The organism is Achromobacter sp. FW305-C-28, from assembly GCF_058783235.1.
Genome location: NZ_JBYSYL010000007.1, coordinates 293911 through 309283 on the forward strand (window position 1 = coordinate 293911; position 15373 = coordinate 309283).

12 protein-coding genes are annotated in these 15373 nt (G+C 65.5%); 4 read left to right on the forward strand and 8 right to left on the reverse strand.

From position 1 onward, the window contains the following. Positions 1–34: 34 nt before the first annotated feature. Positions 35–640: a YcxB family protein gene (locus AC3WMR_RS19170; RefSeq protein ID WP_492266338.1), complete on the reverse strand. Its 606-nt coding sequence runs from the start codon at positions 638–640 to the stop codon at positions 35–37. Then, entirely contained in the window at positions 640–2601 is a 1962-nt protein-coding gene (parE, locus tag AC3WMR_RS19175) for a DNA topoisomerase IV subunit B (protein ID WP_492266337.1), read from the reverse strand. Before parE ends, AC3WMR_RS19170 begins: the two co-directional genes overlap by 1 nt. A gap of 326 nt (positions 2602–2927) precedes the next feature. On the opposite strand from parE, the gene trxA reads away from it, so the two are divergent. Both trxA and rho read left to right on the forward strand, forming a co-directional pair. Next, entirely contained in the window at positions 2928–3254 is a 327-nt protein-coding gene (gene trxA, locus AC3WMR_RS19180) for a thioredoxin TrxA (RefSeq protein ID WP_025135179.1), read from the forward strand. Positions 3255–3371: 117 nt separating this feature from the next. Continuing rightward, on the forward strand, positions 3372–4631 hold the full coding sequence (rho, locus tag AC3WMR_RS19185) for a transcription termination factor Rho (RefSeq protein ID WP_006218533.1): 1260 nt from the start codon (positions 3372–3374) through the stop codon (positions 4629–4631). A gap of 154 nt (positions 4632–4785) precedes the next feature. Here rho and AC3WMR_RS19190 read toward each other — a convergent pair whose 3' ends face one another. Together AC3WMR_RS19190 and AC3WMR_RS19195 are read right to left on the reverse strand one after the other, a co-directional pair. After that, entirely contained in the window at positions 4786–5133 is a 348-nt protein-coding gene (locus tag AC3WMR_RS19190; protein ID WP_492266336.1) for a hypothetical protein, read from the reverse strand. A 105-nt stretch (positions 5134–5238) separates the two neighbouring features. Then, a complete protein-coding gene (locus tag AC3WMR_RS19195; RefSeq protein ID WP_492266335.1) occupies positions 5239–8877 on the reverse strand; it encodes a YhdP family protein in 3639 nt (1212 codons plus the stop codon). Positions 8878–8961: 84 nt separating this feature from the next. On the opposite strand from AC3WMR_RS19195, the gene glnE reads away from it, so the two are divergent. Further along, positions 8962–11736 carry a bifunctional [glutamate--ammonia ligase]-adenylyl-L-tyrosine phosphorylase/[glutamate--ammonia-ligase] adenylyltransferase gene (gene glnE, locus AC3WMR_RS19200; RefSeq protein ID WP_492266334.1) on the forward strand — a complete coding sequence of 925 codons (2775 nt, stop codon included), beginning with the start codon at positions 8962–8964 and terminating at the stop codon, positions 11734–11736. 101 nt (positions 11737–11837) lie between these two features. After that, positions 11838–12512 carry an epoxyqueuosine reductase QueH gene (locus AC3WMR_RS19205; protein WP_175192661.1) on the forward strand — a complete coding sequence of 225 codons (675 nt, stop codon included), beginning with the start codon at positions 11838–11840 and terminating at the stop codon, positions 12510–12512. Here AC3WMR_RS19205 and AC3WMR_RS19210 read toward each other — a convergent pair. The 4 genes from AC3WMR_RS19210 to mauD form a co-directional block, all read right to left on the reverse strand. Further along, positions 12493–13458 (reverse strand): AraC-like ligand-binding domain-containing protein, encoded by a 966-nt coding sequence (locus tag AC3WMR_RS19210; protein WP_492266333.1) that lies wholly within the window; start codon positions 13456–13458, stop codon positions 12493–12495. The two genes, AC3WMR_RS19205 and AC3WMR_RS19210, sit on opposite strands and share 20 nt — an antisense overlap. 100 nt (positions 13459–13558) lie before the next feature. Further along, complete coding sequence (locus tag AC3WMR_RS19215) at positions 13559–14233, reverse strand: c-type cytochrome (protein ID WP_492266332.1); 675 nt, start codon at positions 14231–14233, stop codon at positions 13559–13561. Then, positions 14230–14745: a methylamine dehydrogenase light chain gene (locus AC3WMR_RS19220; protein WP_025135172.1), complete on the reverse strand. Its 516-nt coding sequence runs from the start codon at positions 14743–14745 to the stop codon at positions 14230–14232. The genes AC3WMR_RS19215 and AC3WMR_RS19220 overlap by 4 nt, the downstream gene beginning before the upstream one ends. Further along, positions 14729–15367, reverse strand: a complete 639-nt coding sequence (gene mauD, locus AC3WMR_RS19225; protein ID WP_492266331.1) for a methylamine dehydrogenase accessory protein MauD — start codon at positions 15365–15367, stop codon at positions 14729–14731. Before mauD ends, AC3WMR_RS19220 begins: the two co-directional genes overlap by 17 nt. Between the last annotated feature and the right edge of the window lie 6 nt (positions 15368–15373).

Genomic DNA, 15373 nt, shown 5'->3' on the forward strand with positions numbered 1-15373 from the left:
ATGGTTTCAGGTAGACAAATTCATTGAAACGGCGTCATTGGGGACGCGCGGCGTCCAGCAGCTGGATATCGGCCACGTGCGCGCGCAACTGGGCGCGCACGGCATCCAGCGTCGCGGCGTCTTGCCCGCGCTTGGGGATGATCACGCCCTGCAGGGTGCCCAGGATGACGTAGAGATGCTGCGGCGTTTCCTCGACCCGGCGCACATCGCCCCAGGCGAGCTGCCCGGACGCGCCAGCGACGGTGTCCTCGATGCCGCCTGGCCCGAAGACCAGCTGATGGCGGCCCAGGAACAGGCCGTCGGGCCGCTTGGCCAGCATACGCCGCGTGTTCATGCGCACCAGCCCCGGCAGCACGAACTCGTAGGCCAGCGCCAGCAGCACCAGAATGCCCAGGCCCACGGCCAGGCCCTCGAAGTACACGGGCAGCATCAGGCCCCAGTTGGGCCCATTGCCGCCCCAGGTCTGCCAGGCCAGGTACGCGAACAGCACCACGATCATCAGCACGGCAAAGCGCAGGTGCGACCGATAGCGGCGGCGCCGCAGCTCCGGCCGCTTGTAGACGTACGCCGAGAAATCGGCGTAGTCGTCGGCCGTGAGATCGACCGCCATGGACGCGGGCGGCAACGGGGCCAGCGCCATCAGATGTCGAGCTCCGCCAGGTTGCCCTTCTCTTCGATCCAGGCGCGGCGCTGCGACGATTCACCCTTGCCCATCAGCATGTCGAACATGCGGGTGGTGTCTTCGGGTGTCTGGTCGCCATACCCCACCGGCAACAGCCGGCGCGTATCCGGGTTCATGGTGGTTTCCCAAAGCTGCTCGGGGTTCATTTCGCCCAGGCCCTTGAAGCGGCTGACCGCCCAGGCGCCTTCGCGCGAACCTTCCTTGCGCAGCTTGTCCTGCGCGGCTTCAAGCTCGCCTTCGTCCAGGCAGTAGATCTTGCGCGCCGGGCGCTTGCCCTGCGCCGGCACATCCAGGCGGAACAGCGGCGGCTTGGCCACGAACACGTTGCCGGCTTCGACCAGCTTGGGAAAGTGCTTGTAGAACAGCGTCAGGAGCAGCACCTGGATGTGCGAACCGTCGACGTCGGCGTCCGACAGGATGCAGATGCGGCCGTAGCGCAGGCCGGACAGGTCCGGGGAATCGTTGGGCCCGTGGGGGTCCACGCCGATGGCGACGGAAATGTCATGGATTTCGTTGTTGGCGAACAGGCGGTCGCGGTCGACTTCCCAGGAATTGAGCACCTTGCCGCGCAGCGGCAGGATGGCCTGGAATTCCTTGTCGCGGCCCATCTTGGCGGACCCGCCGGCCGAATCGCCCTCGACCAGGAAGACTTCGGTGCGGCTGGCGTCGCTGGACTCACAGTCGGTCAGCTTGCCCGGCAGCACGGCCACGCCGGAACTCTTGCGCTTTTCGACCTTTTGCGCCGAACGCTGGCGCGCCTGCGCCTGGCGAATGGCCAATTCGGCCAGCTTCTTGCCGTACTCCACATTGCTGTGCAGCCAGAGGTCGAGCGCGCTCTTGGAAAAGCCGCCCACCAGGCGAACGGCGTCGCGGCTGTTCAGGCGTTCTTTGATCTGGCCCTGGAATTGCGGGTCGAGCACCTTGGCCGACAGCACGAAGCTGGCGCGGGCAAACACGTCTTCGGGCAGCAGCTTGACGCCCTTGGGCAGCAGGCTGTGCAGCTCGGCAAAACCCTTGACCGCGCCGAACAGGCCTTCGCGCAGGCCGGATTCGTGCGTGCCGCCGGCCGGCGTGGGGATCAGGTTGACGTACGACTCGCGCACGGCGTTGCCGTCTTCGGTCCAGGCCACGACCCACTGGGCGCCCTCGCCTTCGGCGAAGTTCTCGTGATCGGCGCCGGCGTATTGCTCGCCTTCGAAGAACGGCACCATCAGTTCGGCGCCGGACAGGGCCTCGGCCAGGTAGCCGCGCAGGCCGTCCTGGTACTGCCAGGTCTTGGTGTCGCCGGTCTTTTCATTGACCAGCAGCACCTTCACGCCCGGCAGCAGCACGGCCTTGCTGCGCAGCAGATGGGTCAGTTCGCCCAACGGAATATTGGGGCTGTCGAAATACTTCGCGTCGGGCCAGACCCGCACGCGGGTGCCCGACTTCTTGCGGCCGCCCTGGTCGTAGGGGGCCAGGGGTTCGGCGACGTCGCCGCCCTTGAAGACCAGGCGGTTGACCGCCCCGTCGCGCCAGACCACGACTTCCAGGCGGGTCGCCAGGGCGTTGGTGACGGACACGCCGACGCCGTGCAGGCCGCCGGAAAAGGCGTAGGCGCCGCCGCCGGCCTTGTCGAACTTGCCGCCCGCGTGCAGGCGGGTGAACACCAGTTCCACGACGGGCGCGTGTTCTTCGGGGTGCAGGCCGACGGGAATGCCGCGGCCGTCGTCTTCGACGGAAATGCTGCCGTCGATATGCAGCGTGACCTGTATCTGTTTGCCGTAGCCAGCCAGGGCTTCGTCTGCGGCGTTATCAATGACCTCCTGCACGACGTGCAGGGGGTTTTCGGTGCGGGTGTACATGCCCGGGCGCTGGCGCACGGGCTCCAGCCCCTTCAGGACGCGGATGGACGCCTCGTTGTAACGTGGAGTGGCCAAGTTATCCCCAACATCTGTGGAAAAAAACCGACATTTTACGGATAAGCCCAGATTCTGCGCGGCTCCGGGTGGAATGCGCACGACCTGACCAGCTCCGAATTCGGTAGGATGACGATAGACACAGCCAGCGTAGCCGGGTTCAACCCCCCGATCACGACAACTGCGCCGCAACATCCTACACAAAAGCAGCAAACCCTGTTGTTATAAACAGTGGTATGACTGTCGTTATTGACAGTGGTATGCTTTAATCCATTCCACAAACAAGAACAACGGCAAGGCGCGTCCCTTTTTTCGCGCCTTTTGCTGCCGAACCGAGAATCACCATCATGAGCGACCAAATCAAGAACGTCAGTGACGCGAGCTTCGATGCCGATGTGTTGAAATCCGGCCAGCCGGTGCTGGTGGACTACTGGGCTGCCTGGTGTGGCCCCTGCAAGATGATTGCCCCGATCCTGGAAGAAGTTGCCACCGAGTACGCGGGTCGCCTGACGATCGCGAAGCTGAACGTGGACGAAAACCAGGGTACCGCCTCGAAGTACGGCATCCGCGGCATTCCCACCCTCATGCTCTTTAAAGACGGCCAGGCTGCCGCCACCAAGGTTGGCGCGCTGTCGAAGTCGCAACTCACCGCATTCCTGGACGGCGCGTTGTAAACTGCGTGCTGTGAACGAAGGCGCCGCCCTGGTGGCGGCGCTCATTCAATACCGCGCGAGCCCGTCCGTGGCGCGCCGCCAGAACCCTCCTTTACTTTTCCCCCACCACTCACCGCGATGCACCTCAACGAACTGAAGGCGCTGCATGTCTCGCAGCTGCTGGAAATGGCCGCTGGCCTGGAAATCGAGAACGCCAACCGCCTGCGCAAGCAGGAGCTGATGTTCGCCATCATGAAACGGCGCGCCAAGCAAGGCGAGCAGATCTTTGGCGACGGCGTGCTTGAAGTCCTGCCCGATGGCTTCGGTTTCCTGCGCTCGCCCGAGACCTCGTATCTGGCCAGCACGGACGACATCTATATCTCGCCGTCCCAGATTCGCCGTTTCAACCTGCACACCGGCGACTCGATCGAAGGTGAAGTGCGCACGCCCAAGGATGGCGAGCGTTATTTCGCGCTGGTCAAGGTGGACAAGGTCAACGGCGTGGCGCCCGAAGCGATCAAGCATCGCATCATGTTCGAGAACCTGACGCCGCTGCACCCGAACCGGACCATGCGTCTGGAACGCGACATCAAGAGCGAAGAAAACCTCACGGGCCGCATTCTTGACGTCTTCGCCCCCATCGGCATGGGCCAGCGCGGCCTGATCGTCGCCAGCCCCAAGTCGGGCAAGACGGTGATGATGCAGCACATTGCGCACGCCATCACCACCAACTACCCCGACGCCGTGATGATCGTCCTGCTGGTGGACGAGCGCCCGGAAGAAGTGACCGAAATGCAGCGCACCGTGCGCGGCGAAGTGGTGGCCTCGACCTTTGACGAACCCGCCACCCGCCACGTGCAGGTCGCGGAAATGGTCATCGAAAAGGCCAAGCGCCTGGTCGAAATGAAGAAAGACGTGGTGATCCTGCTGGACTCGATCACCCGCCTGGCCCGCGCCTACAACACCGTCGTGCCGGCTTCCGGCAAGGTGCTGACCGGCGGCGTGGATGCCAATGCCCTGCAGCGCCCCAAGCGCTTCTTCGGTGCGGCGCGCAACCTCGAGGAAGGCGGTTCGCTGACCATCCTGGGCACCGCGCTGATCGAAACCGGCAGCCGCATGGACGAAGTCATCTACGAAGAATTCAAGGGCACGGGCAACTCCGAAGTCCACCTTGAACGTCGCCTGGCTGAAAAGCGCGTCTACCCGTCGATCAACCTGAACAAGTCGGGCACCCGCCGCGAAGAACTGCTGATCGCCCCGGACCTGCTGCAAAAGGTCTGGGTGCTGCGCAAGTTCATCCACGACATGGACGAAGTCCAGTCCATGGAATTCATCCTGGACAAGATGCGCGCCACCAAGACCAACGCCGAATTCTTCGACATGATGAAGAAGAAGTAAGCCGGTCTTTCGCGACGGATATCGATTTGGCGAGGACAGCCCCAAGGCGGTCCTCGCCAAATGCTTTATGGGACGGCGTTTCAGTCAGTCTTTGGGCCAGCGATCGGCGGGCCTGCTTCAGTGCCCGCATTCATGCCCGCATTCAGCCCGGTGTTCACTGCAACTTGGGATCGGGAAATGGCAGCTTGTCCTGGGAGGAACTCGGCTGGGCCTTCCACTTTTTGCCCTGCTTGTAGAAGTCCATCTGGTTCTCATTGACCGCCGCCCCCATCGTCACCGCCACCGTGCAAGCGACCTGCCCCGGGTGGGTCGCTTCTTCGGCGGCCACGCAGGTGCCCAGCTTGACCTTGGACGGGCGCGACAGGCCGGTGCCCTCCAGCATGTCGACAATGGCATCCGTGGCCTCGGGAATGGTGGGCAGCACCAGGCTCTGGGCCTGGGCCCAGGCGGAAACGCTCATCAATGCGACCGCCGTTGCCGTGCGGATGCGGGACGTGGGCATCTTGTCAGCTCCATCAGTATTGGGACTGACGCAGCTTATAGGCAGAGCCGCGTTGCTGTCTGTACGGTCTGTATCGCAATGTCAGGCCCGGCGCGGGCCGCCCAGTCAATGTTCGATGAACTCTTCCAGGCTGCGCGGCTTGGGCGTCTGCTTGGGCGCCGGCTTGCCCGAGGCGTCGATGGGATCGATCTGCGGATCGTCCCAACTGCCGGTGACGGCGTATTCCAGGGTCATGGCGCGAGCCAGCGGCTGCTTGAGCAGCCATTGCGTCACGAACGCCCCCAGGCCGATCAGCGGGTTGACGGCCAGCGCCGTCACCATGGCCGCGCCGCTGGCGTCCAGGTTGGGAATGACCACCGCCTTCAGGTTCCAGCGCTCTTGCACGATGTTGACACCGCCGGCCAGCACGATGGCGGCCACCGGGCCGTTCAGCTTGTAGCCCTCGGTGGTCAGCGAGCCGTCGGCCATCTTGACCTGGCCCCGCACGGTATCGAACGGAAAACCGTCGCGCAGCAGGCTGGTGGGGTTCACGTCCAGGCGGGCCAGGCGTTGCAAGGATTGCAGCGACAGCAATTCGAGCAAGCGGGCCGTGCGCGAGTTCACGTGCATGAAGCGGCCCTTGTCCAGGCTGATCTCGGCGTCGCCGACAACATCGGCGATATTGTGGGTCCAGGGCAGATTGCGCCAGGTGGCCTTGCCCTTGACGCTACCCGTGCCGCCTGACACCACGTGTTCGAAGCCGATACGATCCATGAAGCCGCCGACGTTCTCGAACTTGACCGTGGCATCGACCGTCAGTCCGCGGTCCGGACCTTCAAGCCGCCAGGCGCCGGTGGCATTGAGCGCGGCGGCGTCGTTGGTGATCGACAGTTTGTCCAGGCGCCATTGGCGACCACGTTCCAGATTGGTGCCCAGTACCTGCAATTCGCCCAGGTTCTTGCCATACAGCCTGAATTCCTTGGCTTGCAGGTCGATGGCGGGAATGTCGGACAGGTCGCTGCCCGACGACAAGGCCTTGTCGGCCTCGTTGGCGTCGTCCGCACCGCCCAGCGCCAGGTGCTTCAGGCGGGCCGTGATCTGGCCTGCGATCGCGCCCGAGGCCTCGCGCCAGGACAGCGAACCGGCCGCTTGGCGCGATTCAAGGTCTACGCGCCACTGCGCCGGGGCCGGACGGGTGGCGTACAAGGTCAGGTCGTTCAGGGTATAGCCGCTGGTGCGCAGCACCCCCGTGGCAAGACTGACCCGCTCGGGCTGTGGCAACAGCGGACGGGATGCGGGGCGTCCCTTGACGGGTGGCGGGCTGAAGCCGTCGGACACGGTCTCCCAGGCGTCCATGTCCAGTTCAGGCAGGCTGGCGCTCAGGCTCAGGCCGCGCTCGGGCAGGCTGGCCGGACGACCGATGCCCAGCGTGCCGCGGGCGAAATACGAGGGCGACGAATCCGTCGGGTCCCGTTCGAACAGCGCATTGATATTCTCGCCCAGGCTGGCCGTGAGCCAGCGGCGGCCCTTGGCGCCGCGATCCTGCGCGGCGCCCCACTGCAGTTTGAGCGTCTGCGCCGTGGCCGCCGGCTTGCCCACCGGCGCGGGCATGTTGATCGCCATGCCGACCAGATCGGTTTCCATCGCCAGTTCGACCGATCCGCCGCGCTGATAGCCCACCGAGCCTTTGTAGGCGGCCTTGCCGGAAAAACGTGCCATCGACGGCGTATTGCTGATTTGCGTCAGGCCCGATCCCGCCAGCACGCCATCGAAGCGCAAGACATCCTTGGGCTGGGACAGGCTGCCCGATATCTTGACCGGTCCCCCCAGGAACTGCGCGCGGATTTCCTTGGTATGCACGCCTTTTTCCGAGAATTCCAGGTCGCCATGCATCTGGCTGAGCAAGGGCATTTCGGGCATGAAAGTGAACGTGTTGTCCGCGAACTGGATCTTGCCTTCGACCTGGGTATCGTCGGTGTTCATCAGCGGCACCTTCAACTTCAGCGGCATGCGCCAGTTGCCGGTGCCCCGGGCTTCGTCCAGCGCCCCGTCGAGCAGGTCGCCCAGGGGCGAGTTTTCGGCCAGCGCCAGGTAGGCGGGTACGGTACCGCTCGTGTCGCCGTTGACCGTCAACTGGGCGTTGTGCTCCATGTCGGGAATGCTGGCGGTCACCGCGCCCAGCGTCACCGTCTGGTCCGGGCCGGTGTGGGCCACCGCGCCGCCGGGGCTGTCTAGTACCAGGCCGACCTTGTCGACCCGGAAGCTGCCGGATAGGTTTTCGAGCATCGGCCAGCCCTTGCGATGGCTGCGTGCCGGCGCGTAGTCGACCTTGGCGCCCGAATAGGCGCCCGCGATGACGAATTCGCCCGTCGAACCCGGCGCCCCGAAGGGAAACTCGTCCAGGTCCCCCTTGAGGATGATGGCCGCCGATTCCATCTGGCCGGCGGGCAAGCCGGTGGCCAGCCACTCGCGTGCGTCGGCATTGACCTCGAGTGGCAGATAGCGGTGGATGGCGTTCATCTTGCCCCGCACCAGCGTGCCGCGCATGTCGACGCTGCCCGCCCCGCTCTTGCCTTCTTTGCGCCATTGGCCTTGCAGGTGGACATCCAGATCGCTGTTGGCGACGCGCAACTGGCCGACGTCCACGAACCAGTTCTTGGCATCGGCGCCTTTGGTCTGGGCATCCAATGCCAGTTCGTCGGCCACCAGCTCGGGCTGTTCGAATACGCCGGGCAGCGCCACGTGCAATTGTTCGACGCGCCCCTTGACCGACAGATTCGCGGCACCAGGGCTGCGCGCCAGCGGCACGCTGTCGCTTTCAATGAAGTCGCCCGGCGTGCCTTCGATGCGAAGCTGGCCGTAGCCGCTGCGGACGGCGGGGCCGCCGGCGGCAGCGGTCCAGCCGATGCCGCGCCCCGCCACATCTGCCGTCAACGTGGTGAACTTGCCATGATCCAGCTGCAGCCAGGCCCGGCCGCTGATGCGCCCCTTGATCGGAGGCGGCGGCGCCCAGGGCGCCCAGGCCTGCGGCTCGGCGTCGTCCAGGGCCGCATAGAGTTCACCGCTCCAGTTGGCCGGATTGGACGCATCGCCCGCGAACAGGCTGCGATTGAATTCGCCGCGCAGATCCAGCTTGCGGCCCAGCGCCGGATCGGCATCGGCGCGCAGCACGAAACGATGCGACAGACTGCCGTTGCGCACCAGGAAATCGACATTGCTCAGTACCAGGTCAGGGGCCTGGCGCATTTCGTCCTGCCAGCGGATGGTGGCGCCGCGGATGAGCAATTCGCGCTGCGCGGTCAGCCAGCGCAGCGCGGGGTGATCCAGGTCCGAGCGGTGATCGCTGGCGTTCAGGTCGATGCTTTGGCCCGCCACCCATAGATGGTTATCGGTATCGCGGCGCAGGGTCAGTTCAGGCTGCTCGAGGCGCAGGCGCACCAGCTTGGGCGACAGGGTCAGGATGCTGCGCCAGGCGAGTACTGCCGATACGGACGGCAGCGTCAGCACCGGCGCCGCAACGCCGTCGTGCACCTGGACAGACGACAGTTCCAGCCGGGGATTGAGCCCCTGCCAATCCGCCTTGATGGCGCCGATCGAGACGCGTGCGCCCAACGCCTGGCTGGCGTAGGCTTCGATCTGGGGCCGCCACTGGTCCACGCGCGGCAAGACCCAATAGCGCACGCCCAAGAGCCCGATGGCCACGACGCTATAGATAGTCAGCGCCGCCCAGAACAGGCAGCAGAGCACTTTTTTTGAAACAGACACGGATCGGTGGGCAGGAGAATATGTCTTGCGGTATCGTCCCCACTTATACCTGAAACGCGCCCATTCGTCTCTCGCCTGATACCCATGTCCACGCCCTCCCTGCTTGCCCCTGCCCTGGCCTGGTCCGGCCACCTGCGCCGCCGCCTGGACGCCCATCCGGACCTGGCCGCCTGGCTGGAAGACGCCGTGCGCCTGCCGGTCACCCCCGAGCGGCTGGCGCAGTGGCAGGCCGAGCTGGCAGGCCCCGGCGCGCCGGCCGTGCTGCCGGTGGACCTGTGTCGCCAGGTGCTGCGCAAGCTGCGTGAACGGGTGTTCAGCACGCTGATCGTGCGCGACCTGGCTGGCCAGGCGCCGCTTGAAGAAGTGGTGGGCGCGATGACGACCCTGGCCGACATGGCGGTGGCAGCCGCCTACCGCAGCGTGGCGGCCGACCTGGCTGCCGTGCATGGCGTGCCGCGCGACCCGGCCACCGGGCAGCCCCAGGAAATGCTGATCGTGGGCATGGGCAAGCTGGGCGGCTGCGAGCTCAATGTCTCGTCCGACATCGACCTGATCATGCTGTATGGCGAGGAAGGCGACACCGACGGCCCGCGCCGCATCAGCCACCACGAGTTCTACGGCCGCCTGACTCGGCGCATGATGCCCGTGCTGTCGGAGGTGGATGCGAACGGCCAGGTATTCCGCACCGACCTGCGCCTGCGTCCCGACGGCGATGCCGGCCCGCTGGCCTGGAGCCTGGATGCGCTGGAACACTACCTGATCGGCCAGGGCCGGGAATGGGAACGCTACGCCTGGCTGAAGGCGCGGCTGATGCCCGCCCAGGCGTTCGAGGGCAGCGACAGCGCGGCCCAGGCGCGCCAGCTGGAAAGCCTGCGCGTGCCTTTCGTGTACCGCAAATATTTCGACTTCGACGCGCTGGCCGCGCTGCGCGCCCTGCGCGAGCGCATTCGCCAGGACTGGCAGCGGCGCGCCATGGCCCGCAACGGCATCGACAGCGCCAACAACATCAAGCTGGGCGATGGCGGCATCCGCGAGATCGAATTCGTGGTGCAACTGGCCCAGCTGATCCGTGGCGGCCGCATGCCGGCCCTGCAAAAGCGGGGCCTGCTGGAAGCGCTGCACGCCGAATGCGTCGCCGGCCTGGTGCCCGAAGACGACGCGCGTCGCCTGGAAGAGGCCTACCGTTTCCTGCGCCGCACCGAACACGCGCTGCAATACCGCGAAGACGAACAGACCCACCTGCTGCCCGGCGACCCCACGCTGCGCGCCGGGCTGGCCGCTGCGCTGGGCTTCACCCCGGAAGATTTCGAAAGCACCCTGGCCGCGCACCGCCAATTCGTCTCGCAGACCTTCCGCAACGTGTTCCGGATGGTAGGCATGGACAGCGAGGACACGGCCAATGCGCCCGATGCCCAAAGCGACCCGGCGACCGACGAACCCGACAGCGAATGCGAACTGGCCGAGCAGATCCGCCAAGCCTTCGGCGACGAAGCGGACGACCTGCTGCGCCGCACCGAAACCCTGCTGGGCAGCCATCGCATCCGCAGCCTGCCGGAAAGCAGTCGCCGCCGCATGGAAGTCCTGCTGCCCGCCGCGCTGCGCGCCGCCCGCCAGACGCCGGCCCCGCTGGACGCGGCCGTGCGCCTGTTCGACCTGATCGAAAAGATCGCCCAGCGCAGCGCCTACCTGGCCTTGCTGGCGGAGTATCCCGACACCCTGGCGCGGGTGGCCCGCATGGTCGCCGCCAGCCCCTGGGCGGCCCAATACCTGACGCAGCATCCACTGCTGCTGGACAGCCTGATCGACTGGCGCACCCTGTTCGAACCGCTGGACTTCGCCCAGATTGCCCGGCAATTGCGCGCCGATCTGGACGCCTGCCGCCTGCCCGACGGCGATCCGGACATCGAACGCCAGATGAACCTGATGCGCGACGTGCAGCGCCAGGCCAGCTTCCAGCTGCTGGCGCAAGACCTGGAAGGAGAACTGACGGTCGAGAAACTGGCCGACCAGTTGTCGGCGCTGGCCGACCTGCTGCTCACCGAAACCATCCATCGCACCTGGCCGCTGGTCAACAAGCTGCCGGGCGCCACGCCGCATTTCGCGGTGATCGCCTACGGCAAGCTGGGCGGCAAGGAACTAGGGTATTCGTCGGACCTGGACCTGGTGTTCCTGTACGAGGACCCACGCGAGGACGCGTCCGAGGTCTATGCCAAGCTGGGCCGACGAATGACCTCGTGGCTGTCCACCATGACCTCGTCAGGCCGCCTGTACGAAATCGACCTGCGCCTGCGCCCGGACGGCGATGCGGGCCTGTTGGCCGTGTCCGTCGAGGCCTTCGAGCAGTATCAGCAAAAGCACGCCTGGGCCTGGGAGCACCAGGCGCTGACTCGGGCCCGCTACGCGTCGGGCGACGCAGCCGTCGGCGAGCGTTTCGAGCAAATCCGCGAGGCCATCCTGGTGATGCCACGCGATGCGGCCGCGCTGCGCGACGAAGTATTGGCCATGCGCGAGAAGATCAACGCCGGCCACCCCAACAGCAGCGGCAAGTTCGACCTGAAGCACGATAGCGGCGGCATGGTCGACGTGGAATTCGTGACGCAGTACCTGGTGCTGTGCCATGCGGGCACGCACGCCGTGCTGGTGCGCAATCTGGGCAACATCACGCTGTTGCGCCTGGCCGGCGAGGCGGGCCTGATCGACCCTGCCCTGGCAGCGCGCGCGGGCGACGCCTACCGTGTATTGCGACGCATCCAGCACCAGTTGCGCATGCAAGGCGTGGAAAAGGCCCGGGTCGCCCCCGACCAGCTGCAGGCCGAGCGCGCCGCCGTGCGCGAACTCTGGCAGGCGGTGTTCGGCTGAACAATCGGGGACGCTCCCGCCCGCCGGCTAGGGGCGTCCCGTGCAAAAGCGGCAACTCATCGTAAAATAAGGAGTTTTCCGCCTTACTTGCCTGCCAGACCATGTCCGAACTCGTGCGCCCCAAACTCGACCTGCCCGCCGGCCGCAGCAAAGTGCTGATGCACTCGTGCTGTGCGCCCTGCTCTGGCGAGGTCATGGAAGCCATGACCGCGTCCGGCATCGACTACGCGATCTACTTCTACAACCCGAACATCCATCCGGTCAAAGAGTACGAGATCCGCAAGCAGGAGAACATCCGCTTCGCCGAGCAGCACGGCATCGAGTTCATCGACGCCGACTACGACATGGACAACTGGTTCGATCGCGTCAAGGGCATGGAAAACGCCCCCGAACGCGGCGAGCGTTGCACGGCCTGCTTCGACATGCGCTTCGAACGCACCGCGCTGTACGCCCACGAACACGGCTTTGACACCATCACCAGCTCGCTCGGCATCTCGCGCTGGAAAGACATGAACCAGATCAACGGCTGCGGCGAGCGCGCCGCTGCCCGCTACGACGACCTGATCTACTGGACCTACAACTGGCGCAAGGGTGGCGGCTCGTCCCGCATGATCGAAATCAGCAAGCGCGAAAATTTCTACCAGCAGGAATACTGCGGCTGCGTGTATTCGCTGCGCGACACCAACCGCCATCGGCGCGCCCAGGGCCGCGAGCGCATCCACATCGGGGTGAAGTTCTACGGCAAGGAAGACCTCATCAACGAGGAAAACCTCTAAGTCCGCGCCGGTACTCCGACGGCGACACGCCGTACCGATTGCGAAACGCGTGACTGAAACGCGCGGCGTCCGAAAACCCGTAGCGGAAAGCGATGTCGCCGATCTGCCGTGTCGTGTGCGTGGCATCACCCAGCATATGGCGCGAGCGCTCAAGCCGGGCGCTCAGGATGAAATCGGCCGGTGTCGTGGCGGCCTGGGCGAACAGGTTGTACAGATAGCGGCGCGACACGCGTAAAGCCACGGCGGCGCTGGCCGGCGACAGGTCGGGATCGTGAAGGTTGTCGACCAGGTATTGCTGCACGCGACGCAGTTGCGCCTGGCGCATGTCGACCTGGTCCTGCTCGGCCAATCCGCCGGCGCGTTCGCTGATATCCAACCCCATCATCTGCATGACCGCATTGGCGGCGTCTCGCGCGGCACTATCGGACAGGTGCGCGTGTTCGCTCAGGGCCACTCGCAGCAGGTCCATGGCCATGCGGCCGCAACCGTGGCGGGCGCTGTAACTGCGCGCCACCGCATTCTGGATGAACGGCTGCCAGGCTTCGGATTGCTTGCCCGGCACCTGCATGACCAGGAAATGCGCGTCGTCGTCAACATCGACCTCGTAGGGCCGGGTGGTGTCGTAGATGCCCCAATCGCCCGGCATCAGCAAGGCGCTGCGGGCAGCCTGGCGAATTTCGCTGCGCCCGGCCAGTTGCAGTGTCACCTTGTAGCCGGATGCCTCGGCGCGGTCGGCCAGCAACTTGGTGCGGCGTACCCGTTGCGCACCCGTATGCATTTCACAGACCTGCATCCAGCCCAGTGAATCGACCGCCACGCTGCTGCGGAAACGCTGCGGATTGGCCGCGGACACTTCCAGCGGCACGAAGGTGTTGCTGATGTTGTCTTTCCAGCTGGCGCAATCCCGGAACTGCTGGGGCGCGCTGCGTACGAGGCGATGGGACATGAAGACTCCGGCGCGCGGCTAGGAACAAATGGCTGGCTTCTTTCTATCACCGAGCGCCGGCCGTGGAGTATCCGTGACAACCCCTAAAAACCGCGCAGTCTCAGGGTTTCCGGGCGCTACCGTAGGAATAATCAGACAAAGTGAACCCTTGCTTGGCCAGTTCCTGCGCCAGGCCGTGGCGTACCGGCACCACATCGGGATAGCGATTTGGGCGCGCGGCCGCCACCTCGGCTTCGGTATAGGGCTGGAAATTGGTGGGAAGCTGAGCGGGGCTGAAGGTCAGCAGCACCCAGTTCAATACCGCCGCCAGGTCCGCGTTGCTCAATGGCGAGTACGCCGCCCCCGGCACGCGAATCAGGTACTCGCGTCCCGCTGGCAGATGCACGAACGCCCCCACAGAATTACGAAAATCCGGAATGCCATGCGGCGTACTCCCCCGGCCATCGACCCGATGACAGCCGGCGCATTTCAGCACGTAGTCGGCACGCGCGGCCTGCCGCAACGCATCAAGGGAATCGGGGGAATGGGTGGCGACGGGCTTTCCGGCGACGGGCTTTCCGGCGGCGGGCGCTCCGGCGACGGGCGCTCCCGCCACGGGCTTTCCCGCCACGGAAGCTTTGGCGGAGGAAGGCGCCTCGTAGGGAACGCCGGAGGTCGACGCCTCACCGGCCAGCGCAGCCGCAGCCGCCAGCACCCCCATGGCTGCCGCGGCGGGCAGCGCGCCTCCCCCGCCGCGCCGTCGCCGTCTGCCGGAACCCGAGCTTGCCCTGTTCATGGCTGCTTCTTGGCCAATCCCACGATCACGGAAGTCGTGCAGTGAAAAATGGACGACTCGTTGGACATGCACCAGTTGACGTCGTTGTGCAGGAACATCTGGTAGCCCGGCCGCTCGCGCTCGGCGGCTGCGCACATGCACTTGCCGCAGGCGGTCTTGCCGCAGCAATCGTTGTAGCTGATGAGGTAGTCCTTGCCGTCCATCGGGTTGTGGCAAGTGCCCACCCACGACACGGCCGATGGCGACGTACCTGGCGGGCACGACGTGGTGCTGCCGCCGCAGCAGGAACACAGGAAACCATCCACCGCGCAGTAGCGCCAGTAATCGCAGGCGGTTTCGTCCGTTTGCGGCTTTTTGGCGGCTGCGGGCGCCGACCGGGCCACCGGCAGCACGGGCACCAGAAACGCCGTGCCTACCAGTACCTTGCCAATGCGGTTCAGCACGCTGCGCCGCGACGTGGCGTGCGCCATCGAGCGCGTCGCGCGCTCGCCAAGCTTATCCAACCAGAGCATTATTGTTCTCCTTGCGGGAAATACGGGTCTCGTCCAGCGAGCCGGCAGCCAGGAATTCCTGCACCGACGCCACACCCAGTTCCTTGGCCGTGAACAGGCTTTCGAGCTGCTCGCGGGAATTGATCAGGCCCTTGGCGCGGATGACGCCGGTCTCGTCGATCAGCACGGCATACGGCAGCTTGCTGATCTGGAACTTCATGCCCAGCTCGGTAGACAGCAGGTACGGAAAGCGCTCAAGCCCCGCCTGCCGGTAGAAAGCCAGGTGCTCGGGCATTTCGCCGTCGCTGGCCAGCACGATGCGCAGCCAGGCGCTTTCGGTGCCGGCCACGGACTTCAGGATGGGCAAGAGCTTCTTGCACACCGGGCAGGTGGGCGACAGGAAGAACAGCAACTGGCTGTGCTGGCCGCGTTCGCCGATGGTCAGCCGACGGCCCAGCAGGTCAGGCAGTTCGAAACGCGGCGCGGCGTCTCCGACCGCGGGCCCCTTGTCCATGGTCAGCGCGCCCATCGGGGCCACGCGCTCGTACAGCACGCCGATCTGGCGCGACAGCGCCAGAATGACCAGCAGCAGGCAGAGCACCACGCCCCACAGCAGGAAATTGGAGATGATCAAGGCTTCCATGTGTTG

Coding starts and splice junctions, on each gene's coding strand:
- AC3WMR_RS19170 (WP_492266338.1), bottom strand. CDS start 640: ATGGCGCTGGCCCCGTTGCCGCCCGCGTCCATGGCGGTCGATCTCACG.
- trxA (WP_025135179.1), top strand. CDS start 2,928: ATGAGCGACCAAATCAAGAACGTCAGTGACGCGAGCTTCGATGCCGAT.
- rho (WP_006218533.1), top strand. CDS start 3,372: ATGCACCTCAACGAACTGAAGGCGCTGCATGTCTCGCAGCTGCTGGAA.
- AC3WMR_RS19190 (WP_492266336.1), bottom strand. CDS start 5,133: ATGCCCACGTCCCGCATCCGCACGGCAACGGCGGTCGCATTGATGAGC.
- glnE (WP_492266334.1), top strand. CDS start 8,962: ATGTCCACGCCCTCCCTGCTTGCCCCTGCCCTGGCCTGGTCCGGCCAC.
- AC3WMR_RS19205 (WP_175192661.1), top strand. CDS start 11,838: ATGTCCGAACTCGTGCGCCCCAAACTCGACCTGCCCGCCGGCCGCAGC.
- AC3WMR_RS19210 (WP_492266333.1), bottom strand. CDS start 13,458: ATGTCCCATCGCCTCGTACGCAGCGCGCCCCAGCAGTTCCGGGATTGC.
- AC3WMR_RS19215 (WP_492266332.1), bottom strand. CDS start 14,233: ATGAACAGGGCAAGCTCGGGTTCCGGCAGACGGCGACGGCGCGGCGGG.
- AC3WMR_RS19220 (WP_025135172.1), bottom strand. CDS start 14,745: ATGCTCTGGTTGGATAAGCTTGGCGAGCGCGCGACGCGCTCGATGGCG.
- mauD (WP_492266331.1), bottom strand. CDS start 15,367: ATGGAAGCCTTGATCATCTCCAATTTCCTGCTGTGGGGCGTGGTGCTC.